Source organism: Nocardia altamirensis NBRC 108246, from assembly GCF_001612685.1.
GTDB classification, from domain to species: domain Bacteria; phylum Actinomycetota; class Actinomycetes; order Mycobacteriales; family Mycobacteriaceae; genus Nocardia; species Nocardia altamirensis.
On record NZ_BDAY01000010.1, the window covers coordinates 132362 to 156891 of the forward strand.

Below are 24530 nucleotides of genomic sequence, written 5' to 3' on the forward strand. Positions count from 1 at the left end.
CCGCCTAACCGATCGGGTGGTGGACGGTGACCAGCTTGGTCCCGTCCGGGAAGGTCGCCTCGACCTGCACGTCGTTGATCATCTCCGGCACGCCGTCCATCACGTCGGCGCGCGTGAGAACCGTTCGCCCGGAAGACATCAGCTCGGCGACCGAACGCCCGTCCCGCGCACCCTCCAGCACGTGATCGGTGATGAGCGCGACGGCCTCGGGATGGTTCAGCTTCAGCCCGCGCGCCTGCCTGCGCCTGGCCAGCTCGGCCGCATAGCTCAGCAGCAGCCGTTCCTGCTCGTGGGGCGACAGTCGCATGCGGGGTCCTCGTGGGTCGGGATGGCAAGGGTGACGGTCATTCTGGCACGCCTGTTCCGCCGACGCGCCGCCGTGCGACGGCTCAGGCGGCCAGGTTCTGCAGCCGGACCTGGCCGCGCGCGACCACCCGGCCCTGCTCGTCGGTGATCACCACTTGCCACAGCTGTTGCAGCCTGCCTCGGTGCACCGGCGTCGCCTCGCCGACGAGCAGGCCGTCACGGACCGCACGCAGGAAGTCGGTGTTGTTGTTCACGCCGACGACGGTGCCCTTGCCGCCGTACCAGACCCCGCCCGCGACGCTGGCGAGCGTCTCGATGACGGTGCTGTAGACGCCGCCGTTCTGGATGCCGGCAGGCTGGTACAGGTGTGGCTTGACGGTCCATTCGCCGCGCACCCGGTCGGGGCTGATTTCGGTGTAGCGCAACCCGATCAGGTCGGTGAACGTGCCTTCGCTGGCCTCGGTCATCTGGTCCGGCGTGATGTTCGCCAGCCAGTCACGCGCCCTCGTCTGCTGCTCTGTCATACGGTCCACTTTTGCACAGCGATCGCGGCCGATTTGCGCTGGCTCGCCGCAGGACGGGTACCGGCCCCGGGCAGAGCGATGGGCTCCACCGAAGTGGAGCCCATCGCGGCAATGGATCGGGGGTCACCGCAGCCCTCGGGACTCTCGCTCGATCCGCCCGCCGAGAATGAGTATAGGTCAGGCTTACCTAAGTTAGCAAGCCGGTCGTCCGACGCACCGGAAGTCCGCGTCGCTCCAACGCCGCCAACAGCCCCTGACCGCGGCGAGTGCCTGCCACCGCGTCGGTGCGCGCCAGCTCCGGCACGTAAGTCGAAGCGCCCGCGATGGATTCACCGACCAGTTGCCAGAACCGGCGCGCGGGCAGACCCGCGTAGCGCGCCATGCTCGACTGGATGAGCACCAGCGCAGGCTCGCACCGATGCGCGAGCCAGACATACATCGCGCCGTCACACGGCAGGCTGACCACGCCGGACTCGCCGGAAAGCACGTCGCCGTCGACGACCCGAATAGTGGTGTCGCCCAGGCCTGCCCAGTCGATGCCGCCGTCGTTGTCGGTGTGGATCCACAGGTTCTCCAGGCCGGGATCCCAGGCCCGCCCCTCGGCGATCAGCAGCGCGACCACCCGACCGACCACCGCATGAATCAGCGCGGTCGCCACCACTTCCGCCGCGACGTCGGCGCGGATCATCTCGGCCGCATGCCTGCGATACATCAACTCGATCCGGCCTTCGCGCACCCCGTCGGCCAGTCGCCACCATCGACGCTTGCCCTGCTCAGCCATCGCCGCCACGGCATAGACCCGCGGATGCTCGGGCTGCAGCGCACGCAGCCGATCGCAGGTGCGGTCGAACGCCAATTGAGCATGGCGTGGCGGACTGGTGGTCATGAGCTCGGGCATGAAACCTCCTCGAGGGGTTGGCCGTGACGCGTGCGCACCGGGAGTTGGCCGGGACAAGTGCGCACCGAAGATAGGTTAGGCTTACCAGACCAACCAGTACCGTGCTACCACGAATCAGGAGCAGTTCGTCACCGTGACCATCCTTGGCACCGTGCGGCGCCGTCGCCTGTCCGGGCTGCTCGCGTTGACCGCACTCCTCCTGTTCGCCGCGCTCGCCAGCGTCGCGATCGGGACCAGATCGCTCGCGCCGGGCGTCGTCTACGACGCTGTCTACCACGGACTCACCTGCCCGGGTGGACCGTTCAGTTGCGCTACAGAGTCCACCGCCGAGGACATCGTCCGCGGGCTCCGACTGCCCCGCACGGCGCTGGCGCTGACCACCGGACTCGCGCTCGGCATCGCAGGCGCGCTGATCCAGGGCTACACCCGAAATCCGCTCGCCGATGCCGGCCTGCTCGGGCTGAATGCCGGCGCGGCCTTCCTCGCCGCACTGAGCATGTATCTGTTCGCGTTCACCACACCCGCGCAATACATCTGGTTCGCCTTCGCAGGCGCGCTGATCGCCGGACTCGCGGTCTTCGGGGCGTCCTCGGTCGGTGCGGGCAAGGCGAGCCCGCTGAGTCTGGTCCTGGCAGGCGCTGCAGTCACCGCATTTTTGCAGGCGATGACGAATGCCGTTGTGCTGCTTGATCCGGCGGCCCTCGACGCCTACCGGTTCTGGGTCGTCGGCAGCGTCGGCGGCCGCGACGCGGCGGTGCTGTGGCAGGTTTTGCCGTTCCTGGCGATCGGCCTGCTGCTCGCCGTGATCGCCGCACCAGGACTGAACCTGCTGAGCCTCGGCGACGACGTGGCCCGCGGGCTCGGGGTGAACATCGGTCGCAGCCGAGCGCTCGGACTGGCCGCCATCGTGCTGCTGTCCGGCGCGGCGACCGCGGCGGTCGGGCCGATCGCGTTCATCGGGCTGGTCGTGCCGCACCTCGCCCGGATGATCACCGGGCCCGACTTTCGCTGGCTCGTCCCGTATTCCGGCCTGATCGGCGGACTGCTGCTGCTGATCGCCGATATCGTCGGACGGGTGATCGCCCGCCCCGGCGAGCTCGAGGTCGGCGTCATGCTCGCCGCGCTCGGCGCACCGTTCTTCATCGCGTTCGTGCGCCGTCGGAAGCTGGTGAGCCTGTGACGCTTTCGCTGAAACCACGAACCGCGCGAACAACCAAGGGCGTGCCGCAGACCAAGGGCGCCCGTCCCGCGCTGCGGATCGGGCCGATCTCGCTGGTGCTTCGCCCAGTGATGGTGCTTGTCGTCGCCGCACTCGCCGCCGCCGCGCTGCTGCTGTTCTGTCTCGACATCGCCACCGGCGACTCGCACATCCCGCTCGGCCGGGTCCTCGACGTGCTGAGCGGCGGCGGCACCAGGGCGCAGCGGTTCATCGTGCTCGACTCGCGGCTGCCGCGCGCGCTCACCGCGCTGGTGGTCGGCGCGGCGCTTGGCCTGTCCGGGGCGATCACCCAGTCCATCCTGCACAACCCGCTCGCGTCGCCGGACATGCTCGGCATCACCGCGGGCGCAGGCCTCGGCGCGATCTCGGTCGTCGTCCTCGGCGGCAGCACCGGCCTGGCCGCAACGCTCGGCGCGCCGCTCGCCGCACTCGCAGGCGGGCTGCTCACCGCCGTGGCGATCTATCTGCTGGCCTGGGGCCGCAGCCCGACCGGCGATCGCGGCGTCACCGGGTTGCGGTTGGTGCTGATCGGCGTCGGCTTGAACGCCTTGCTGCTCGCGGGCATCAACTGGGTGATCACCCGCGCCGATCTGCAAGACGCGCAGCGAGCGCACCTGTGGCTCAACGGATCTCTCAACAGCGTCAACCGCGACAACCTGGTCCCGGCCGCGCTCGCGCTCGCGGTGGTCACGCTCGTCGCCCTCGGCTCGGCGCGCACGCTGGCCGCGCTGCGGCTCGGCACCGACACCACTCGCTCGCTCGGCGTGCGGATCCAATCCCAGCAGGCGCTGCTGATCGGGGCTTCGGTGGTCGGCGCCTCGGTGGCCACCGCGATCGTCGGCCCGGTGGGCTTCGTCGCGCTGGCCGCGCCGCAGATCGCGCGCCGCTTGCTGCGCACGCCCGGCGAACCACTCATCGGCTCGGCGCTCGTCGGTGCCATCCTGGTGGTCGGGGCGGATGTGGCCTCCCGCAGCATCCTCCCCGCCGACCTGCCGGTCGGCATCGTGACCGCCGCGTTCGGCGGCCCGTTCCTGCTGTACCTGCTCGTGCGAATGAATCGGAAGGCGACGCTGTCATGACCACCGAAGCCGCGACCAGCGCGGCGGACGCGAAGCCGGTTCCGGAATCCCACCGGCTCAGCGCCGACACCGTCACGCTCGGCTACGGCGATCGGGTGATCGTCGACGGGCTGACCCTCGACATCGCCCCCGGCGTGATCACCACGGTGATCGGCCCCAACGGCTGCGGCAAGTCGACGCTGCTGCGCTCGCTCGGCCGGTTGCTTCGCCCGCAGGCAGGCCGAGTTCTGTTGGACGGCAAGGCCATTTCGACGATGAAGACCAAGGACGTGGCCAGGGTGATCGGCATGCTGCCGCAGTCGCCGGTCGCGCCGGAAGGCCTCACCGTCGCCGATCTCGTTGCGCGCGGCCGACATCCGCACCAGTCGTGGTTCCGGCAGTGGTCGGCGGCGGACGAGGCCGAGGTGTACGCCGCGCTCGAACAGACCGGCATCGCCGATCTCGCCGACCGCGCGCTCGACGAACTGTCCGGCGGCCAGCGCCAACGCGCGTGGATCTCCATGGCTTTGGCGCAGGGCACCGACATCCTGCTGCTCGACGAGCCGACCACCTATCTGGACCTCGCGCACGCGGTCGACGTCCTCGACCTGGTCGATCGGCTGCACGAGGATCTCGGACGCACCGTCGTCATGGTGCTGCACGACCTGAATCTGGCGATCCGCTACAGCGACGAGCTCCTCGTCATGCGCGACGGCCGGATCGTCGCGCGCGGGCGTCCCTCCGACATCGTCACCGTCGATCTGCTGCGCGAAGTCTTCGATCTGGACGCCTCGGTGCTACCGGACCCGGTCTCCGGGCGACCGATGGTGGTGCCGATCGGAACCAGGCATGTCCGCGGCCGGGTCGGAGGTCCCGTCATGCCCGAAAACAGCACGGTATGACAAATGACACACCAGCTATTCCATAGTTACGACGACCTGTAGTACGCATGCATGTCGTTGATTCCGTAAAATTGTGGGATGGCAGGACTTGGTGAACTCGAGAAAGCGGTCATGGACCAGTTGTGGTCGACCGATGAACCGCAGACGGTCCGGCAGGTGCACGAGGCATTGGCCGCGCGCCGGGAGCTCGCGTACACCACGGTGATGACGGTGCTGCAACGCCTCGCGAAGAAGAACCTGGTGGTCCAGCAGCGTGACGACCGCGCGCACCGGTACGCGCCGGTGCACACCCGCGACGAGCTGGTGGCGAGTCTGATGGTGGACGCACTGCAACAGGCCGACGCCGCGGGCAGCCGCGCCGCCGCCCTCGTGCACTTCGTGGAACAGGTCGGCAAGGATGAGGCTGACGCCCTCCGGGAGGCACTCGCTAAGCTCGAAGCATCCGAGGACACGCCGCCGCCACAATAGTTGTCGCAGTAGACTCCTCGGGGACCACGCCCCCAACGCAGTGAGCTGAGTCGATGAACGCAACCGCGCCGGTATTCGCCGGACTCGCATTGCTTCTCGCGGGGCCGGCCCCGGCCCTGCTCAGCCGGGCGACCTGGACATACCGGACGCCCCGCGCCGCGCTCGTGCTGTGGCAGGCCATCGCGCTCGCCGCCGTGCTCAGCGCGTTCGGCTCCGGACTGGCCATCGCCGCGGAGCTGCTCGTGCCCGGCCCGGACGGCAGGCCGACCACCGCACCCATGCGCGAGATCGACGCGCTCGGATTGCCGCTGTGGCTGGCCTACGTCTTCGTGTTCATGCTCACCCTGCTCGTCGGCGCGCGACTGATCTACGCCGTCGTGCGCGTCGGCGTGCACACCAGGCGCAGGCGGGCCAGGCATCGGATGCTCGTCGACCTGCTCGACCAGAGCGGACCGCGCCGCCGGGCCTCCGATATCCGGGTGCTCGCCGCGACCGAGCCGATCGCCTACTGCCTGCCCGGCCTGCGCCAGCGGGTGGTGATCAGCGAGGGCACGCTGACCAACCTGGAGGACGCGGAGATCACCGCGATCGTCAGCCATGAACGCTCGCACCTGCGGGCACGGCACGACCTGGTGCTCGAGGCGTTTACCGCAGTGCACGAGGCATTTCCGCGCGTAGTGCGCAGCAAGGCCGCGCTCGGTTCGGTGAAGCTGCTCATCGAGTTGCTCGCCGACGATTCCGCGGTCAAGGTCACCGGGCCCAAGCCACTGGCCCGCGCGCTCGTCGCCTGTGCCAAGTCCACCGCGCCGCAGGGCGCGCTCGCAGCAGGCGGACCGACCACGCTGATTCGCATCCAGCGGCTCTCCGGCCGCATCGGTGATGTCCGGATCGCCAGTGCCGCCTACCTCGGCTCAGCCGCGATTCTGGTGGTGCCGACGATGGCCGTCGCGGTGCCGTGGCTCGTCGAACTGGGTCGGCTCTTCCGCGGCTGACACTCATAGGACGTATCCTGGACACTTGGCCCGCCCGTTGGCGGCCACCTCGCCCTCTTTGCGCTGCGCATGATGTCTCGTGCCGCAGCGCGCGGTGAACCGCCCTCGGTCACCGCCCCGACCCCACCGAACAGCGCGTTCACGAAGACGAGCGCGCCGTCTTACGAAAGGCACACACCCCTCGTGACCCCCTCGACACCCGTCGCCGCGGCGCCCACCGTGTCATTTACGGACCTGGGCCTGCCCGCCGTGCTCGTGCAAGCACTGCGGCGCGACGGCATCGAGGCACCGTTCCCCATCCAGGCCGCGACGGTGCCGGACGCCCTGGCGGGCAAGGATGTGCTCGGCCGCGGCCCGACCGGTTCCGGCAAGACCCTTGCCTTCGGGCTGCCCATGTTGGCCAGGCTCGCGGGCGGGTCGAGCAAGCCGGGCAGGCCGCGCGGGCTGGTGCTGGTGCCGACCAGAGAACTGGCCGCACAGATCGAACGTGCCATGGACGCACCGGCACTCGCGCTCGGCCTCCGGGTCTCCTCCGTCGTCGGCGGCGCGCCGATCAAGCGGCAGGCCGACCGGCTCGCGCGCGGCGTCGACCTGCTCATCGCCACCCCCGGCCGGCTCTTCGACCTCATCTCGCAGGGCTCGGCGTCGCTGGCCGACGTGCGGATCACCGCGCTGGACGAGGCCGATCACATGGCCGACATGGGATTCCTGCCGCAGGTCACCAAGCTGCTCGACCAGACCCCGAAAGACGGTCAGCGCCTGCTGTTCTCGGCCACCCTCGACGGCGAGGTCGACAAGCTCGTCAAGCGCTACCTGCGCTCCCCCGTCACGCACTCGACCGCGCCGCCCTCGGCGTCGGTGGCGACGATGACCCACCACCTGCTCTACGTGCGCGACAAGATCGCCAAGCGCACCGTCGCCGCCGAGATCGCCGCGCGCGACGGGCTCACCATCATGTTCGTGCGCACCAAGCACGGCGCGGACCGGCTGGCCAAGCAGCTGCGCGGCTCCGGCATTCCGGCGGGCGCGCTGCACGGCGGCAAGGCGCAGAACAACCGCACCCGCACGCTGGCGGCGTTCGCGGACGGCTCGGTTCCGGTGCTGGTCACCACCGATGTGGCGGCGCGCGGCATCCACGTCGACGGCATTTCCCTTGTGGTGCATGTCGATCCGCCTGCCGAGTCGAAGGCCTACCTGCATCGTGCCGGGCGCACCGCACGGGCGGGCGAGGACGGCGTTGTCGTCACGCTGGTCATGGACGAAGAACGACGCGACGTCGAGACGATGACGCGGAAGGCGGGCGTCAAGGTCGCCGGTATCGAGGTCAGGCCGGGTGACCGCAAGCTGATCGAGATCACCGGTGCGCGCCAGCCGTCCGGGGTTCCGGTCGCCGCGCCCGCACCGCCGAAGCAGGCTGCGGCCGAAGGTGGTTCGAGCACCGGCACCGGTCGCAGGCGTTCGGGTTCGGCGAGTCGTCGCGCGGCCGCAGTCGAGACCGCGGGCCGTGGCGCCGGTGCTCCGGCGCGCGCCGGACGGGCGGGCGGAGGCCGAAATGGCGGTCCCACCAAGGGATTCGCTACCCGTGACGATGCGGCAGGGTCGGGCCGCACCGGTGGATCGACCGGTCGTGGCGCAGCCAAGGTCGGCGCGGGATCCGCAGGTGGCGCCACTCGTGGCGCGAAGGTCGGCGCAGGCCAGGCGGGCGGCGCACGCGGTGCGTCCAGGTCCGCGACAGGCACCGGCAATGCCGCAGGATTCGGCGGCCGCGCCGCTGCCGCCACCTCGAGCCGTTCCGCTGGCTCAGGGACCGGCTTCAGCGGCCGCGCCGGCGCCAGCGCCAACGGCGACACTCCCGGAAACGGACGGCGACGCGCCGTACGCCCGGAGCGCGCGCCGAGCCACCGCAACCGCGGGGCTAACTGACGATCGTGGCCGAGCACCCCGTAGGCGCCGTCGTCTGCGCGGTGCTGGCTGCGCTGTTCTTCGCGCTCGCGGCGGTCGCCCAGCAGCGGGCGGCCGCTGCGGTACCCGAAGGGGTTTCGCTCGTCCGTGCGCTGGTGAGCAACCCGCGCTGGTGGGCGGGCGTGGTCGGCGACATCGGCGGCTACGGCCTGCAGGTCGCCGCGCTGGCCCTCGGCGCGGTGCTGCTGGTTCAGCCGATCCTGGTGAGCGCGTTGGTGTTCGCGCTGCCGCTCGCCGCGCGACTCAACGGCAGGCGGGTCAGCGGACGGACCTGGGCGGGCGCGTTCGCCCTCACCGTGGCGCTCGCCGTGTTCCTGCTGGTCGGAGACCCTTCCACGGGCAATGCCGATGCTCCCCTGCATGATTGGCTGGTCCCGCTGATCGTGCTGATCGGGCTCGTCGCCGCCGCGACCGTGGCAGGCATCGGCGCCGCCGATCCCGCTAGGCGCGCGCTGCTGCTCGGCGCGGCGAGCGGCTCGCTGTACGGCTTGGCCGCCGCCCTCACCTCCTACGTCACCGACCTGTTCGAACACGGCATCGGCCACGTCCTCGGCAGCTGGCAGACCTGGGCGCTGGTCGCCGCCGGAATCACCGGTGTCTACTTGCAACAGCGCGCATTTCAGGCCGGACCGCTCACCGCGTCGCTGCCTGCCGTCACGATCGCCGAACCGCTCGCGGCCGCGTTCATCGGCCTCACCGTCCTCGATGAGCGCTTGCGCACCAACACATTCGGCCTGGCGATCACTGCCGTCGCCGTGATCATCATGTGCGCCACCGCAATTCAACTCTCCCGAGCCCAGGCGACCAGCTGACCGGATGTAACGGAGCCAACAGGCGGTCCGATTCCAGAGTCATAGGCTCGGCCTGGAGAGTGACATGGGCACGAACACCACACCGCCGACGAACCGGTTTCGACAGATCCCTACCGCGAATCGGATTCGGCTGATCGGGGCGCTCGCCGGTAGCGGGGCCACCCTTGTCTTGGTGATAGCGGGCGTGATGGCCTTCTCGCCCCCGACTGAGCCTGCCGGCCCGCTATGGGGCGTCTGCTTGCCGGTCGTCACGCACGACCTGCACCCGGAGTTGCTCCCGCCACAGCCGCCACCTTGTTGGCCTGGCGCACGCACCCCGGCGATCAGCCCATTACCGGCCCCTTTCCCGCCGTTGACCCCGTCGGACTGCTGCCGGGGACCCGCCGCCCGCTGCACCGTCGGCCTCCGCGTGCTGCTGGGCGATTGCACGACCGTGACCGCTCTTGGTTATCATCGGTTAAGTGCAGTTTCTCCCTGGCCATCAGCCGCCGTATGACCTGACCTACGACGACATCTTCCTCGTCCCCAATCGGACGGATGTCGCCTCACGGTTCGACGTCGACCTTTCCACCGTCGACGGGTCCGGCACCACCATCCCGATCGTCGTCGCCAACATGACTGCGGTTGCTGGACGCCGGATGGCCGAGACCGTCGCCCGCCGCGGCGGCATCGTGGTGCTGCCGCAGGATCTGCCGATCAGCGCGGCCGCCGACACCATCGCCTTCGTCAAGAGCCGCTCGCTCACCGCGGACACCCCGGTCACCCTCGACCCGGAACGCTCGGTGTCCGAGGCCGTCGCCCTGATGCACAAGCGCGCCCACGGCGCGGTCGTCGTGGTGGACGCGACCGGCCGCCCGGTCGGTGTCGTCACCGAGGCCGCGTGCACCGACGTCGACCGGTTCGCCAGGCTGCGTGACGTGGCGGCCAGCGATTTCGTGCAGGCGCCCGCGAGCACCTCGCCCCGTGACATCTTCGAGCTGCTCGAGGCCAAGCACGCCAAGCTCGCGGTCCTGACCGCCGAGGACGGCACCCTGGCAGGCGTGATGACCCGCACCGGCTCGGTCCGCGCAGGCATCTACCAGCCCGCCGTCGACCAGCAGAACCAGCTGCGCGTCGCCGCGGCGGTCGGCATCAACGGCGATGTGGTCGCCAAGGCCAAAGCGCTCGTCGACGCGGGCGCCGACGTGCTCGTCATGGACACCGCGCACGGCCACCAGGCCAAGATGCTCGAATCTCTCAGCGCCGTCCGCGATCTCGGCCTCGGCGTGCCGCTGGTCGCCGGAAATGTGGTGTCCGCGCAAGGCACCCGCGACCTGGCCGCCGCGGGCGCCGACATCATCAAGGTCGGCGTCGGCCCCGGCGCCATGTGCACCACCCGCATGATGACCGGCGTCGGTCGCCCGCAGTTCTCCGCGGTCGCCGAATGTGCCACCGCCGCAAAGGAACTCGGCGTGCACATCTGGGCGGACGGCGGTGTCCGGCACCCGCGTGACGTCGCACTCGCGTTGGCCGCGGGCGCGTCCAACGTGATGATCGGCTCCTGGTTCGCAGGCACCTACGAATCGCCGGGCGATCTGCGCGTCGACCGCGACGGCAACGCCTACAAGGAAAGCTTCGGCATGGCGTCCAAGCGTGCGGTCGCCGCGCGCACCGCCACCGACAGCGGCTTCGACCGGGCCCGCAAGGCGCTGTTCGAGGAGGGCATCTCCAGCTCGCGCATGCGGCTGGATCCCGAGCGCCCCGGCGTCGAGGACCTCATCGACCACATCTGCTCCGGCGTGCGCAGCGCGTGCACCTACGCGGGCGCGCGCAGCCTGTCCGAGCTGCACGAAAAGGCCGTCCTCGGTGTGCAGTCCGCGGCCGGTTTCGCCGAAGGACGCCCGCTGCCGAGCGGCTGGTGAGCACCGGCTCGACACGCCCGTGACATGACATGGGACCGGCCAACGCGATCGTCTGCGTTGGCCGGTAACATTGTTGTTGCCGGTCTCCGGCACCACGGCCGCCACTTGCGAAAGGATCCAGTTGTCACCCGCGTCCGAGGGCGCAGCACAGGAGGGCTCCTCTACCGAGCCGGGTGACAAACCCGGCGTCCTCCTACTCCGAGCCCCATTTCCCTCCGGCCAGTTCCCAGCCCAGGGTGGGTACCCGCCCCGCAGGCTGCCGCCCGGCTGTGTGTATTCACTCCAGCTGCCTACCTTCTCGGGGTGGCGCTGACAATGTCCGTCGCACTCACGGCACTCAGTCTGCTGGGGTTCATCGCTCTCACGGCAGGCACCGCCCTCTTCGTCGCCGCCGAATTCTCGCTCACCGCGCTGGAACGCAGCACCGTCGAATCGCATGCGCGCAACGGTGACGTCCGCGCACGGATGGTGCGCCAAGCCCATCGCACGCTTTCCTTCCAGCTCTCCGGCGCCCAGCTCGGCATCACCATCACCACGCTGATCACCGGTTACATCGCCGAGCCGGTGCTTGCTCGACTGCTGGATCCGCTGTTCACCGGCATCGGCCTGAGCGACGGTGCGGCACAGGGCATCTCACTGGTATTGGCGCTGGTGCTGGCCACCTCGCTTTCGATGATCTACGGCGAGCTGGTGCCCAAGAACATCGCGATCTCCAAGCCGCTGGCCACCGCGCGCATCACCGCGACGCCGATGGTCGGCTTCTCGGTGGTGTTCAAATGGCTGATCCATTTCCTGAACAACACCGCCAACTGGGTGGTCCGCAGGCTCGGTGTCGAACCGGCCGAGGAGCTGCGCTCGGCGCGCTCGCCGCAGGAACTCGGGTCGCTGGTGCGCACCTCGGCCCTGCGCGGCGCCCTCGACCAGCGCACCGCCCTGGTGATCGACCGGTCGCTGCAGTTCGGTGAGCGCAGCGCCGAGGAACTGATGACGCCGCGGGTGAAAATCGAATCGCTGGACAAACTCGACACCATCGCCGACCTCATCGACGCCGCCCGGCGCACCGGGTTCTCCCGCTTCCCGGTGATCGACGGCGACCTCGACAACACCCTCGGCGTGGTGCACATCAAGCAGGCGTTCACCCATCCGGTGAACGTGCGTCGCACCATTCCGCTGCAGATGCTGGCTCGCCCGGTGCCGATCGTGCCTGCCAGCCTCGACGGTGACGAGGTGCTCGAACGCATCCGCGCCGACGGCATGCAGGTCGCGCTCGTCGTCGACGAGTACGGCGGCACGGCGGGCATCGTCACGATGGAGGACATCATCGAGGAGATCCTCGGCGATGTCCGCGACGAGCACGACGAGGAAGAACTCGATGTGCGCCGGGTGCCCGACGGCTGGGATTGTTCCGGGCTGCTTCGCATCGACGAGGTGTCGCGGGCGACCGGCTACGACGCGCCCGAAGGCGAGTACGAGACGCTCGGCGGGCTGGTGCTCACCCGGCTCGGCCGCATCCCGGACGCCGGCGACGAGGTGCTGTTGCCGAATCCCCGCTCCCAGCAATGGTCGTCGACCGACTCGCCGGAGGACGGCGGCTGGATCGCCAGGGTCGAACGGATGGACGGGCGCCGGATCGACCGGGTTCGGCTGATCCCGGTCGCCGCGGACGATCTCGCGCTCCGCAAACACCACCCCGACCAGCAGGTCGAACCTCCGCCGGCGCCCGACAGGGAGGCGCTGTCCGAACAGCTGACGCGCCCCAAGGACCAGGCGTTGACCGGACACGGCGCACTGCCCGCACAGGAGCACAGTCATGGGTGATCTGTTCGCAGTGCTGCTCACCGTGGTGCTGCTCGCGGGCAACGCCTTCTTCGTCGCCGCCGAGTTCGCGTTGATCTCGGCGCGCCGCGACCGGCTCGAAGCGCTGGCCGCGCAGGGAAAGCGCAACGCCAACACCGTGATTCGGGCGGGTGAGAACCTGTCGATCATGCTGGCGGCGGCGCAGCTCGGCATCACCATCTGCTCGATCCTGCTCGGTCGTGTCGGCGAGCCCGCCGTCGCGCACCTGCTCGAGGGCCCGTTCGACTTCCTCGGCCTGCCCGAACAGCTGCTGCATCCGGTCGCGTTCGCCGTGGCGCTGGCCATCGTGGTGGTCCTGCACATCCTGTTCGGCGAGATGATCCCGAAGAACATCGCGCTGGCCGGACCGGAACGCAGTGCGCTGCTGTTGGTTCCGGTGCACCTGATGTGGTTGCGGTTGGCGCGTCCGCTCATCGCGATTTACAACCTGGCGGCGAACCTGTCGTTGCGGTTGATCCGGATCGAGCCGAAGGACGAGCTGGACGCCACCGTCTCCTCGGTGGAACTCGCCGAGATGATCGGTGAGTCGCGCTCGGAGGGGCTGCTCGACGAGGAGGAGCATCGCAGGCTCACCCAGGCGCTCGGCACCAGCGAACGGGTCGTTGCCGATGTGCTGGTGCCGTTGGAAACGACGCGGACGGTTCCGTTGCGCGGCAACGGAACCACGCTCGGCGATATCGAAACCGCCGTCGCCGAAACCGGATTCTCCCGCTATCCGGTCCGGGCCACCGACGGCTCGCTGGTCGGGTACCTGCACGTGAAGGACGTGCTGGACAAGGTGGCCGACGAGACCGCCGGTCCGGCAACGCCCATCCCGCGCACCGATATTCGGCCACTGCCGACGGTGAGCATGCACACCACCCTGTACGAGGCGCTGGCCAGGCTGCGCCGCACCAACAGTCACCTGGGCCGGGTGGTCGACACTCGCGGCAACACCACGGGCATTGTCGCGCTCGAGGATCTGGTGGAAGAGTTCGTCGGCACCGTCCGCGACGGGACGCACCGGATCATCGAATGAGCGTGTGGCAGTGCGCTTCGCGCATGACGGAGTCGAGCGCCGACGAGGCGCAGTCATGAGCGACGTGTTGGTGCTCGCGGAGGAGCAGTGGCGGGAGCGGGCCGCAGCGCATGTGGTCCGGCTCGATGAGCTCGTCGGCCCGTACCTGGAGCGGCGGGCTGCGGGTTCGTCGCATCCGGTGATCGACTTCCTGTTCACCTACTACGGGCACAAACCCGCCCAGTTGCGGCGCTGGCACCCGGGTTTCGGCGTCGCGCTGGCCGGTGCCGCCGAATACGACGGCGCGCGTGGCTATCACCGGCGGCCGGAAGGATGCACGGCCGACCCCGCCTATCTGGCGCGGCGGCGCGACACCATCGAGTTCATCGCGAACCTGCTGCGCGCCACCGCGACCCGGCCCGCGCAGCTGTCGTGCTTCGGGCTGCACGAGTGGGCCATGGTGTACCGCACCGACGAGGTCAGGCACCAACAGGTGCCCCTGCGGCTCGGACGCTCGGGCACCGACGCCGTCGTCGAGTCGATGTCGCTGCGCTGCACCCACTTCGACGCCTACCGTTTCTTCACCCCTGACGCCGTCGGCCGCAACGTCGAGCCGCTCACCCGCGCCGATCAGGTTCAGCGGGAACAGCCGGGCTGCCTGCACGCCAACATGGACCTCTACAAGTGGGGCTTCAAACTGGTCCCCCTCGTCGCGTCCGATCTGATCCTCGACTGTTTCGAGCTGGCCTGCGCCGCCCGCGAACTCGACATGCGCGCGAGCCCCTACGACCTGTCCGACTACGGATACGAGCCGGTGCGGATCGAAACCGCCGCCGGTCGCGCGGAATACGTGCGGGCCCAGGCCGCGCTGGCCGAGCGGTCGGCCGTGCTGCGGCACGTGTTGCTCGATGTCTGCGACGACCTCCTCGCCGCCGACGTCGCAGCGTCGACCATCGCCTAAAGCAACACCACCGTCATTTTCGCCGAAACCACCCGCGCAAGTTAATGGTTGTTACTACTATTCAGTCAGTTCTTTGCTGTCCCAGTCAGTAAGGAATGACGGATCATTAACTTGATGAAGGTTGGGGAACCCGAGGATGCGCTCACTGTCGAGCTTGCGCCGCGCCAAACCATTGGCCCTGGTCACTGTCGGTCTCGTCGCCGCGCTGCTGCTACCGAGCAGTGCGTCCGCCGACCTACAGTCCGATATCCAGCAGTCCGTCCGCGAGTTCCTCGATGTGGGCCGAACCGCCGTCCCCCGGGCAGACTGCGGGCCGGGATCGGCGCCGGAGAACGGCATGCAAGGCGATGTCACCGCCGCCGACCGGGACAGTGGACGCAGCACCCAGGGCTACCGCTGCAATATGTCGTTCGTCGGCGGCTTCGCCGGGCGCGGTGCAGGCATCACCTCGACCAGCTTCGAGCATTGCGCCTATATGGGCTCGTTCTTCCCCGGTGATCTGATCAGCGAGGGACGCGGCGTGCAGGTGCTCGACGTGTCCGACCCGGCGAACCCACGACCCACCGCGACACTGAGCGAACCGGCGATGCTGGCAGGCACGTGGGAAAGCTTGAAGGTCAACACCGCCCGCAAACTGCTGGTCGGGACCGGCGTCCCGGTCGGCACCGGCGTCGGGTACCTGTCGGTCTACGACATCTCCGACTGTGCGCATCCACGCCTGCTCAATCCGGGGCCAGGCACGAATATGCTGATGCCGCTGCCGATCACGACACACGAGGGCGGTTTCTCACCCGACGGCAACACCTACTGGGCCTCGGGTATCGCGCCCGGATTCGTCAGTGCGATAGACCTTTCCGATCCGGCGAACCCGCACGTGGTCTGGCAGGGACTGACCGGCATCGAGGCGCACGGGTTCGGGGTCAGCGCCGACGGCAACCGGATGTACATCTCGGCACTCGGCGGATTCACCGTGCTCGACATCAGCGCGGTACAGCGGCGCGACCCGAATCCGCAGGTGCACCACATCGGGCGGGTGTTCTGGACCGACGGGTGGGCGACCCAGCACAGCATCCCGGTCACCTACGACGGCAAGCCGTACCTCTACACCGTCGACGAAGGCGGTTCCGGCGGTGTGAAACTGATCGACATCGCCAACGACAGCGCGCCCAAGGTGGCCGCGAAGATCAAGCTCGAGATCAACCTGCCGCAGAATCTCGACAGCAATATCGGTTCGTCCATGGGCGGTTCGGCGTTCGCGTACGAATCGCACTACTGTGCCGCCGATCGCCGGGACAACCCGACCGCACTCGCCTGCGGCTGGATCTCCTCCGGCATCAGGGTTTTCGATGTGCGCGACCCCTTCGATATTCGCGAGATCGCCTACTACAACCCGCCGGCACGGACCGGGCAGAACCTGAGCCTGTGGAACTCGCCGCACGCGCTCGCCTCGATCATCGGTGTGCCGCTGATGAGTGCGCCGCCTGCGGCGCGTGCCGTGCTGGAAGGGCAGTTCAATCCGACGGATGCGCTGACCCCGCGGACCGGCAGGCTCGCCTTCGGAGACGTTTCCACGGACTGGTGCTTCTCCCCGCCGGAATGGCGCGGCTCGCAACTGTATGTCGCCTGCTCCGACAACGGGTTCATGGTGTTGCAGCTCGACAACGAGGTGTATTCGCCGCCCGCGGATCAAGAATCGATCGTCGGGTCGTAGCGATGACGCAGCTTTCGGCGCTGCCGCGCTGGCTCCGTGGTGCCGCGTTCGCGTCGCTCGCCTTCGCGCTCCTGGTGTTGGGAGCCGCGCTGCGCCCGCTGGTGTTTCCGGAAACACACACGGCCACACCGGTTCTCAGCGCAGTAGAGATCGGTTTCGTGCAGGACATGACGGCGCATCACCAACAGGCGCTGATCATGGTGCAGCGCCTCGACCCCGGCGTCGATCCCGGCGTGCTCCAGCTCACCCGTCAGCTCGACGCGACCCAGCGCCTCGAGATCGGCACCATGCTCGGTTGGTTGCGACTGGCAAACGCGTCGCCGATGGCCAGCCGACCGATGGCCTGGATGCATGCCGATGTGGTTGCCGCACACCAGCATTCGGCCCCTCAGGTCACGCCATCGGAGCCGCCGGGCGCACCCATGGCTGGGATGGCGACAACGGCCGAACTCGACGCATTGGCCGCCGCACGCGGCCGCGACGCCGAGATCCTGTTCCTGCAGTTGATGTTTCGCCACCACCGCGGGGGCATCACGATGGCACAGGCCGCCGACCAGCTGCTGCCCGCCGGACCGGTGAAAGAAGCGGCGCGGTCGATGATCCACGGACAAGGGCAAGAAGCCGGGCTCATGGGCGTGCTGTTGGCCCAGCGTGGCGCCGCACCCCTGCCCTGACCCGCCGCCCACGTGTGGACTGCCGGCTACGCCGACCGAGTCCCCTCCGGGCGCGTCGGCGAGGTCGCCGACATGGTCCCCTGGATCACCCGGCTCGCCGTACCGGCCAGCTCCTGGATCACCGACGAAAACATCGTCATCGACAGCGGTCGGCTCGCCGCGTAATCCCTTGCGGATACGAGGCCTATGCCGAAAGGCCCCGTATCGTCCGAGCCCGCTGTTTACGGAACTAGATCACGGCCTCTGCGCACCGGACTAGATCAGATCCGCTGCCCAAGCCCTCTGGATCCACCCCAAGTCAACGTGACCATTCCAACGAGGAACGTTCCAATACAATACGTTCCACCAGCAGCGATAGCCTCTCCACATGAATGTCGGTGGGCCCGTGTACGGTTCGCCGCATGCCCTCGAACCTCCACGAGATCATCATCGAACTAGTACGGCGCAGACCAGAATTGATCGCTGAGCTATTGACCTCCGTCCTGGGCATGTCGCTACCCGAGCATGATGGTGCCCGACTAGATTCCACCGACCTCCCCGATATCGAGCCAACCGAATACCGCGCCGATGCGGTCGTCACCCTGACCGCCGCCACCAAGCCAGTGTTGAGCGTCGTCGTCGAGGTCCAACTCCAGCCCGACAAAGACAAAATCTGGAGCTGGCCGGTCTACCTGACAACCCTCCGCGCCCGCCTACGGTGCCTGGTGTTGCTCGTCGTCGTTTGCCCGAACCAACGCGCCGCTACCTCTTGCCGACACCCCATCACAGTCGCCCCAGGCTTCGTCCTGACACCGGTAGTCTTGAGCCCGAACGATGTCCCGATGGTCACCGACCCCGACGTTGCCGCCGCCCATCCCGCCTTGGCGGTGCTTTCGGCTATCGCGCACCGGCATTCCACCGAACGCGATGCGATACTCAAGGCGCTCGCCGATACCGCACCGCCCACGGAAACCACCCAAAAATACATCGACATGCTCCTGGGCGCGCTCCCCAGGGTTGCTGGCCAATACTTCTTGAGGATGCTGATGATGACTGACAACGCGCCGTACTTCAGCGACCAGTTCCGCAAGCCGTACTTCGAGGGGAAAGCCGACTCATTGCTGGGTCTCATCGCGGCGAAACACCTGGAGGTGTCCGCCGAGGTACGAGCGAAGGTCACCAGCTGCACTGACGCCGCTCAGCTCGACCGATGGATGCAACGTTTGCTCACCGCAACGACCGTTCAGGAAATCTTCGCTCCATAGCCAGCAGTCGCGTGATCCGGAGTGTCCGCTTTCGGACACTCCCATTCCCGGGGGCGCTCACGCGACCGAGTGGGGTCGAAAAATGTTGCGGTTCAGGATTCTTCGGTGAAGCGGTACCAGTGGGGTTGGAAGCGTTCGTAGGTGGTGGGTGGAGTGGTGGCGGGGGGTGGGGCGGCGTCGGGGAAGTAGGCGAAGCCGGTGGTGTGGGAGTCTTCGGCTTGGGTGTAGAAGTGGCAGCCGCCGTCGCGGCGGGTGACGAAGGTGATGGTGTAGACGCCGAGGCGGGTGCGCTGGCCGGGGTTGGCGCAGTCGGTGGCTTGGTCTTCGAGGATGCCGCGGGAGAGCTGCCAGCCGGTTTCTTCGGGGACGTCGAACCAGACGAGGGCGCCGAAGACGATGAGGAGAATGGGGGTGGTGAGGCCGTGGAAGATGGCCCGATAGCGGAAGAGACCGAGCAGTCCGAAAAGGAGCGCTATCGTGCCGACCACGCCGATGGCCAGCCAGAGGACGACCTTGGTGGGAAAGGTGCCTTCGGCCGCGAGTTGCCAGAACAGCGCTAGCCCGCAGAGCCCGAGCACCGCTGTCAGCAAACTCATCCAGAGCACGAACCAACCTGGGCTACGGCGCGCAGAACCGGCGGTTTTCACTCGATCAAGATACGGGTGCGCGGGCCGACCTGGCAGCGAAATCCCCAGCCCAGTAGCCATCGAGACGCACCACCGTGCGAAAAAGGCGACAACCCCGGCGAATACACGAATGCCCCGGCCGAAAGGGCCAGGGCATTCGCACGACTAGCGGCTCACCGCGACATCAGAGCGGCGGAAACCCGGACGAACCGGTTGCCATCCAATTCCAGAACATCGCCGCGCGATTAGCGAGCAACGCGACAATGTCGAGGACCGTGCTTCCCATAAATCTTCCTCACATCCGACAATCTTCCGTGCAGCGCCCAGAGTATCCGATCGTCACCCGACCTCCCCCGCGCGCGAACAACGACCACGGCGGCCCCCTACCAGACCGACCAGTTGTCATTGTCTTTGAACGCATTACCCGTGCGATCCGCGGATCCTCGGCGACCACCCCGATCGACATGGTCCGCGCTGGCAGCCTCGACGCGATACCACCGCCCAGCAGCCAGCATCTGCTTGATTGCAGAACATGTAAATTGCATACCTAGTGGAATTCTTCATCAATCAACCGACAGCAGGTCAGGTTCCTAGGTAGCGTCTCGGCGCGCGAGAGTCTTCAAGACGCGCGAGAGAGGAAACCCCATGGTGGACATGGATGTGGCAATGAAGGACATGATGTTGCTGGACGGCGCGCTCGGCGCTGCGGTCGTCGACTACGGCAGTGGTATGCCGCTCGGCGTGCTGGGCGGCTCGAAGAGCCTGGATCTCGAGATCGCGGCAGCGGGCAATACCGAACTGGTGCGCGCCAAGATGCGCACGATCGAGCAGCTCGGGCTCAACGAAGAGATCGAGGACGTCCTGATCACCCTAGGCAGCCAGTACCACCTGATTCGCCCGACGCACAGCCGAAGGATCAAGGGGTTGTTCCTCTATCTGGCGTTGGACCGCAGCCGAGGCAACCTAGCCCTCGCCCGACATCGCCTGAAGGAGATCGAGGAAGACCTCGAAGTCTGAACCGCGGCAACCCTATTCGAAGTCCGCGCCGATAACTGTCAGGACGGCAGCCGAGATGGCGACGGACGTTCCGACGGACCAGGCAGCCGCTGGCTGATCACCAGCGGCTGCCCGGCCTCAGTCCCGGCACTGGCGAAGCCGCTGCACCGGAATCGGTTTCGTCCACACCGTCATTCCCGCGAACTTGTGACGTTCCTCGGCACGCATCCCCGGGCGTGCACGATGGCGTCGCGGGTATGGGTGAAGATCCGTTCGTCGCCGCCCGTCGGCATGGCGCCGATCGCGGCCAGACGACGGCGGTGGTCCGCGCGAAGGCCGGACATCAACACCGTGATGTGCCTGCGCTCGAGCTTTCCGATGACATCCGCAAGCACCAGCGCACCGGTGGTATCCAGCGCGGTGATGCGGGACATCCGCAGTATCACCACGTGCACGTCCGATATCTCGGCGAGTTCCAGTAGGAACCGGTGCGCGGCTGCGAAGAACAACGGCCCTTCGATTCGGTAGGCAACGATGTGGTCGTGCAGAAGTGCGTGCTCTTCTGTCAGATGTTCGGTGTCATCGACCGGGAGGTCGAGCGGAACTTGCTGCAGCCGAGCTTCTTTCGCCACTGATCGCAGCGCGAGCAGTACCGCGACCCCGACTCCGACCGCGACCGCGGTCACCAGATCCATCACGACGGTTACGCCGAAGGTAACCATCATGATGGCTGCGTCGCCCTTCGATGCCCGCGCGATCGCTGCCAGCGAGGCCGTCTCGACCATGCGCACCGTGGTGGCCAGCAACACCCCTGCCAGCGCCGCCAGCGGAATATCGGCGACCAGTGGCGCGGCCAGGTAGACGATGGCCGCCAGGACAAGCGCATGGGTGAGCGCCGCGAGCCGGGTACGAGCCCCCGAGCGTACGTTGACCGCTGTGCGGGCGATCGCGCCGGTGGCGGGCACACCGCCGAACAGTGGGGCGGCGATATTCGCCAAACCCTGGCCGAGCAGTTCCCGATCGGGATTGTGCCGGGTGCCGACGGCCATTGCATCGGCCGCCGTTGCCGACAGCAGCGATTCCAGAGCAGCGAGAGCAGCCACTGCCAGCGCGGGCACTATCAACGCGCCCAACTGATCGAGATGCACGAATCCCACTGTGGGAATCGGCAATCCAGCGGGGATGGCACCGACCGGTACGAGATCGAGATGCACGAGCCGTGCAGTCACGGTCGCCGCGATCACTGCGATCAGCGCGAACGGCAACCTCGGCAGCAGCCGGCCGCCGACCAGGACGATCGCGGCAACCAGCAATGCCGTGAGGAGCGGCGCCGGGTTGGCCACCGAAAGGTACTGGCGCACAGCATCGAAGGCCGACTGCCACACCTTCTCCCCCGCAGCATGCGTGATACCGAGAGCTGCCGGAAACTGCTGCAGCGCAATGACAACCGCGATACCCGCGGTGAACCCCTCGATCACCGGCGCGGGCACATAGCGCACCGCTCGCCCGACCCCGGCGACGGCAAGCGCCACCAGGATGAGTCCGGCCAGTAGCCCCACCGCAAGCACCGCGCTTGCGCCGTGCCGGTGCACGATCGGCACCAACACCACGGTCATCGCCCCCGTTGGCCCCGTGACTTGGAAGCGGGAGCCGCCGAATACCGCGGCGACGGCACCCGCGACGACAGCGGTGGCCAGCCCGCCCGCCGCGCCGAGCCCGGAGGAGATGCCGAAACCCAACGCAAGCGGCAACGCCACCAAGGCGACGATCAACCCCGACAACAGGTCCGCGCCAGGGGCACGGACCCCGGGCCGCCAGTCCGACCAGCTCGGCAGCAGCGCACGCGCGCTCAGTTGGCCACCGCGAGACGGGCTTTCAGCGCGGTGAGCTGTTCGCGCAGCGCGGTCGGCAAGCGGTTGCCGCCGATCGTGGCGTACCACTCGTCGATCGCGGCGGTCTCGGCTACCCATTCGGATATGTCCACGGCCAACGCGTCGGCAATCAGCTCACGATAGCCGTCGGACAAACCCGAGCAGTCCATGTCCTCGATACTCGGCACGTACCCGATCGGGGTCTCGACCGCAGCGGCGGCGCCGTCCAAGCGTGCCAGCGCCCACTTCAGTACGCGCACGTTGTCACCGAAACCGGGCCACAGGAACTTGCCGTCTGCGCTGCGGCGGAACCAGTTGACCTGGAAGATCTTCGGGAGTTTTGCCGGATCTGCGGCGGCACCGAGTTTCAACCAGTGCGCGAAATAGTCACCGACGTGGTACCCGAGGAACGGCAGCATCGCCATCGGGTCACGGCGCACCACACCGACTCGCCCGGCTGCGGCGGCTGTGGTCTCCGACGACAGGACCGACGCGGTGAACACTCCGTGTGCCCAGCCGAACGACTCCGCGACCAAAGGGATGGTGGTGGCGCGGCGGCCACCGAAGAAGATCGCAGAGATCGGCACCCCGGTGGGATCGTTCCATTCGGGGGCGACCGACGGGCACTGCTCGATCGGCGTGCAGTACCGCGAGTTCGGGTGCGCGGCAGGACCTTCCGACTTCGGCGTCCAATCCTTGCCATGCCAGTCGATCAGATGATCCGGCTTGTCCTCGGTCAGCCCCTCCCACCACACGTCACCGTCGTCGGTCAGCGCGGTGTTGGTGAAGATCGAATTGCCGAGGTTGATCGTGGCGATCGCATTCGGATTGGTCTCGGCGCTGGTGCCGGGCGCGACGCCGAAGAATCCGGCCTCCGGGTTCACCGCGTACAACCGGCCGTCCGCACCGAATCGCATCCAGGCGATGTCGTCACCGATCGTCTCGGCTTTCCAGCCAGGCAGCGCTGGTTCGAGCATGGCCAGATTGGTCTTGCCACAGGAGGAGGGGAACGCCGCCGCGATGTAGTGCGCCTTGCCTTGCGGGGAGGTCAATTTCAGGATCAGCATGTGCTCGGCCAGCCACCCTTCGTCGCGACCGAGGACCGACGCGATCCGCAGTGCGAAGCACTTCTTGCCGAGCAGTGCATTGCCGCCGTAGCCGGAGCCGTAGCTCCAGATGGCCCGGGCCTGCGGGAAATGCGCGATGTATTTGGTTTTGTCACATGGCCACGCGACGTCTAGCTGCCCCTCGGCCAGCGGAGCGCCGACCGAGTGCAGACACTTCACGAATTCGGCTCCTGAGCCGAGCTTCTCCCACACCGGGGTGCCGGATCGGGTCATGATCTGCATCGACACCGCGACATACTCCGAATCGGTAATCTGCACACCGTATTTCGGCTTCTCGGCAGTCAACGGCCCCATGCAGTAGGCGATCACGAACATGGTGCGACCGACCATCGCTCCGCGGTAGTGCTCGGTCATCACCGTGCGCATATCGACCGGATCCACCCAGTTGTTCGTCGGACCGGCATCGTCGCGATCCTCGGAGCAGACGAAGGTACGCTCCTCCACCCGCGCCACATCGTCGGCATCCGACACGCACCAGAACGAGTTCGGCTTGCCTGCCAACCGCACGAACGCGCCCTTGCGCACCAGCTCGGTGGTCAATCGGTCCCACTCATCTCGGGATCCGTCGCAGAACACTATCCGATCCGGTGCCGTCAACTCGGCAACCTCGGCCACCCAAGACAGGATCCCTTCGTGATCCGTTGGTACCGAGGTCGGTTCGATGGCGATGGATTGGTCCGTCACGTCGATTCTCCTTCTTAAACTACTAGGTACATACTTTAGAAAACCTGCAACCAGTGGCCAGGCGGACACCCCCGACAATGCGCGGAACTCAGGCAGGCTCCTCCAGAGCCTCGACCTGACCTGCTACGACACCGGTGAGAATAGCCCGAGCCGTGGCCAACAACTGGGCCACCTCCGGGGAGGTGAGCTCGTAGGTCACCGACAAGCCCTCACGACGTGCGCGCACCAGCCCGGCCCTGCGCAGGATCGCCAGCTGCTGCGACAAGTTCGCCGACTCCACCCCGATCTCGCCGAGCATCTCCGACACCGCATGCTCGCGCTCACTCAACAGCTCCAGGACACGGATCCGCACCGGATGGCCGAGCGTCTTGAAGAAGTCGGCCTTCATCTGGTACAGCGGCCTGCTCAGTCCTGGCACTTGCCACACCTTCCCTCACGACCGGATCGGTACCGCGACCGAACCTCTAGTTGCATAGTTTAGCAAGCAGCACAAACAGACCGGCCAGGCGTCCCACTCGGTTGCGGCATCGCCGAACCTGTTCTATCGGCTTCCGGAACGAGCAGCGTCAAATCGGCGTCGTAACGGCGATACAGTAGCCGCCCGCGACCGGTCTCTGCATCCGTGAAGAACACAAACGGCAGGGTCCGGCCAAGTTTGGGCCGCCACCGTCCGGACATCGAGGCGATCCGCTGCTCGAGACGAAGTGGTTGCTCATGGATTTCTCTCTTTCAACGAGGGT

General features: G+C 67.6%; 22 protein-coding genes. 15 read left to right on the top strand and 7 right to left on the bottom strand.

Annotated features, from left to right (window positions below; translation table 11 throughout):
* Positions 1-4: 4 nt before the first annotated feature.
* The 3 genes from NA11_RS06865 to NA11_RS06875 form a co-directional block, all read right to left on the bottom strand.
* On the bottom strand, positions 5-307 hold the full coding sequence (locus tag NA11_RS06865) for an urease subunit gamma (RefSeq protein ID WP_069160909.1): 303 nt from the start codon (positions 305-307) through the stop codon (positions 5-7).
* Between the two features lie 82 nt (positions 308-389).
* Positions 390-773: a PaaI family thioesterase gene (locus NA11_RS06870; RefSeq protein ID WP_069161001.1), complete on the bottom strand. Its 384-nt coding sequence runs from the start codon at positions 771-773 to the stop codon at positions 390-392.
* Between the two features lie 244 nt (positions 774-1017).
* Positions 1018-1728 carry a hypothetical protein gene (locus NA11_RS06875; RefSeq protein ID WP_069160910.1) on the bottom strand — a complete coding sequence of 237 codons (711 nt, stop codon included), beginning with the start codon at positions 1726-1728 and terminating at the stop codon, positions 1018-1020.
* A 133-nt stretch (positions 1729-1861) separates the two neighbouring features.
* Between NA11_RS06875 and NA11_RS06880 the strand changes: the two genes are divergently transcribed.
* From NA11_RS06880 to NA11_RS06945, 14 genes are all read left to right on the top strand, one after another.
* The gene (locus tag NA11_RS06880) at positions 1862-2908 is read left to right on the top strand and encodes a FecCD family ABC transporter permease (RefSeq protein WP_069160911.1); all 1047 of its coding nucleotides are present in this window, start codon (positions 1862-1864) and stop codon (positions 2906-2908) included.
* Positions 2905-4026: a FecCD family ABC transporter permease gene (locus NA11_RS06885; protein WP_084654246.1), complete on the top strand. Its 1122-nt coding sequence runs from the start codon at positions 2905-2907 to the stop codon at positions 4024-4026. The genes NA11_RS06880 and NA11_RS06885 overlap by 4 nt, the downstream gene beginning before the upstream one ends.
* Positions 4023-4907, top strand: coding sequence for an ABC transporter ATP-binding protein (locus tag NA11_RS06890; protein WP_069160912.1), 885 nt, complete (start codon positions 4023-4025; stop codon positions 4905-4907). Before NA11_RS06885 ends, NA11_RS06890 begins: the two co-directional genes overlap by 4 nt.
* Before the next feature lie 78 nt (positions 4908-4985).
* Positions 4986-5375, top strand: coding sequence for a BlaI/MecI/CopY family transcriptional regulator (locus NA11_RS06895; protein ID WP_069160913.1), 390 nt, complete (start codon positions 4986-4988; stop codon positions 5373-5375).
* Between the two features lie 53 nt (positions 5376-5428).
* The gene (locus NA11_RS06900; RefSeq protein WP_069160914.1) at positions 5429-6367 is read left to right on the top strand and encodes a M56 family metallopeptidase; all 939 of its coding nucleotides are present in this window, start codon (positions 5429-5431) and stop codon (positions 6365-6367) included.
* A gap of 183 nt (positions 6368-6550) precedes the next feature.
* Entirely contained in the window at positions 6551-8290 is a 1740-nt protein-coding gene (locus NA11_RS06905) for a DEAD/DEAH box helicase (RefSeq protein WP_069160915.1), read from the top strand.
* A gap of 5 nt (positions 8291-8295) precedes the next feature.
* On the top strand, positions 8296-9141 hold the full coding sequence (locus NA11_RS06910) for a DMT family transporter (protein WP_069160916.1): 846 nt from the start codon (positions 8296-8298) through the stop codon (positions 9139-9141).
* Between the two features lie 461 nt (positions 9142-9602).
* Positions 9603-11042: a GuaB1 family IMP dehydrogenase-related protein gene (locus NA11_RS06915; protein ID WP_069160917.1), complete on the top strand. Its 1440-nt coding sequence runs from the start codon at positions 9603-9605 to the stop codon at positions 11040-11042.
* Between the two features lie 315 nt (positions 11043-11357).
* Positions 11358-12860, top strand: coding sequence for a hemolysin family protein (locus NA11_RS06920; RefSeq protein WP_245745747.1), 1503 nt, complete (start codon positions 11358-11360; stop codon positions 12858-12860).
* Positions 12853-13917 (top strand): hemolysin family protein, encoded by a 1065-nt coding sequence (locus NA11_RS06925; RefSeq protein WP_069160918.1) that lies wholly within the window; start codon positions 12853-12855, stop codon positions 13915-13917. Before NA11_RS06920 ends, NA11_RS06925 begins: the two co-directional genes overlap by 8 nt.
* A gap of 55 nt (positions 13918-13972) precedes the next feature.
* Positions 13973-14857, top strand: coding sequence for a 3-methyladenine DNA glycosylase (locus tag NA11_RS06930; protein WP_245745748.1), 885 nt, complete (start codon positions 13973-13975; stop codon positions 14855-14857).
* A 136-nt stretch (positions 14858-14993) separates the two neighbouring features.
* Positions 14994-16568 carry an LVIVD repeat-containing protein gene (locus tag NA11_RS06935; protein WP_069160919.1) on the top strand — a complete coding sequence of 525 codons (1575 nt, stop codon included), beginning with the start codon at positions 14994-14996 and terminating at the stop codon, positions 16566-16568.
* Positions 16569-16570: 2 nt separating this feature from the next.
* On the top strand, positions 16571-17242 hold the full coding sequence (locus tag NA11_RS06940; RefSeq protein WP_069160920.1) for a DUF305 domain-containing protein: 672 nt from the start codon (positions 16571-16573) through the stop codon (positions 17240-17242).
* Positions 17243-17643: 401 nt separating this feature from the next.
* A complete protein-coding gene (locus NA11_RS06945) occupies positions 17644-18486 on the top strand; it encodes a hypothetical protein (RefSeq protein WP_084654248.1) in 843 nt (280 codons plus the stop codon).
* Between the two features lie 92 nt (positions 18487-18578).
* Here the strand turns inward: NA11_RS06945 and NA11_RS06950 are convergent, their stop codons facing one another.
* Positions 18579-19082: a hypothetical protein gene (locus NA11_RS06950; RefSeq protein WP_069160921.1), complete on the bottom strand. Its 504-nt coding sequence runs from the start codon at positions 19080-19082 to the stop codon at positions 18579-18581.
* 675 nt (positions 19083-19757) lie between these two features.
* Between NA11_RS06950 and NA11_RS06955 the strand changes: the two genes are divergently transcribed.
* Positions 19758-20129 carry a hypothetical protein gene (locus NA11_RS06955; protein WP_069160922.1) on the top strand — a complete coding sequence of 124 codons (372 nt, stop codon included), beginning with the start codon at positions 19758-19760 and terminating at the stop codon, positions 20127-20129.
* Between the two features lie 170 nt (positions 20130-20299).
* On the opposite strand, the gene NA11_RS06960 is transcribed toward NA11_RS06955, so the two are convergent.
* The 3 genes from NA11_RS06960 to NA11_RS06970 form a co-directional block, all read right to left on the bottom strand.
* Entirely contained in the window at positions 20300-22048 is a 1749-nt protein-coding gene (locus tag NA11_RS06960; protein ID WP_084654250.1) for a SulP family inorganic anion transporter, read from the bottom strand.
* Positions 21958-23790, bottom strand: a complete 1833-nt coding sequence (locus tag NA11_RS06965; RefSeq protein WP_069160924.1) for a phosphoenolpyruvate carboxykinase (GTP) — start codon at positions 23788-23790, stop codon at positions 21958-21960. Before NA11_RS06965 ends, NA11_RS06960 begins: the two co-directional genes overlap by 91 nt.
* An 88-nt stretch (positions 23791-23878) precedes the next feature.
* Positions 23879-24178, bottom strand: coding sequence for an ArsR/SmtB family transcription factor (locus tag NA11_RS06970; RefSeq protein WP_069161005.1), 300 nt, complete (start codon positions 24176-24178; stop codon positions 23879-23881).
* Between the last annotated feature and the right edge of the window lie 352 nt (positions 24179-24530).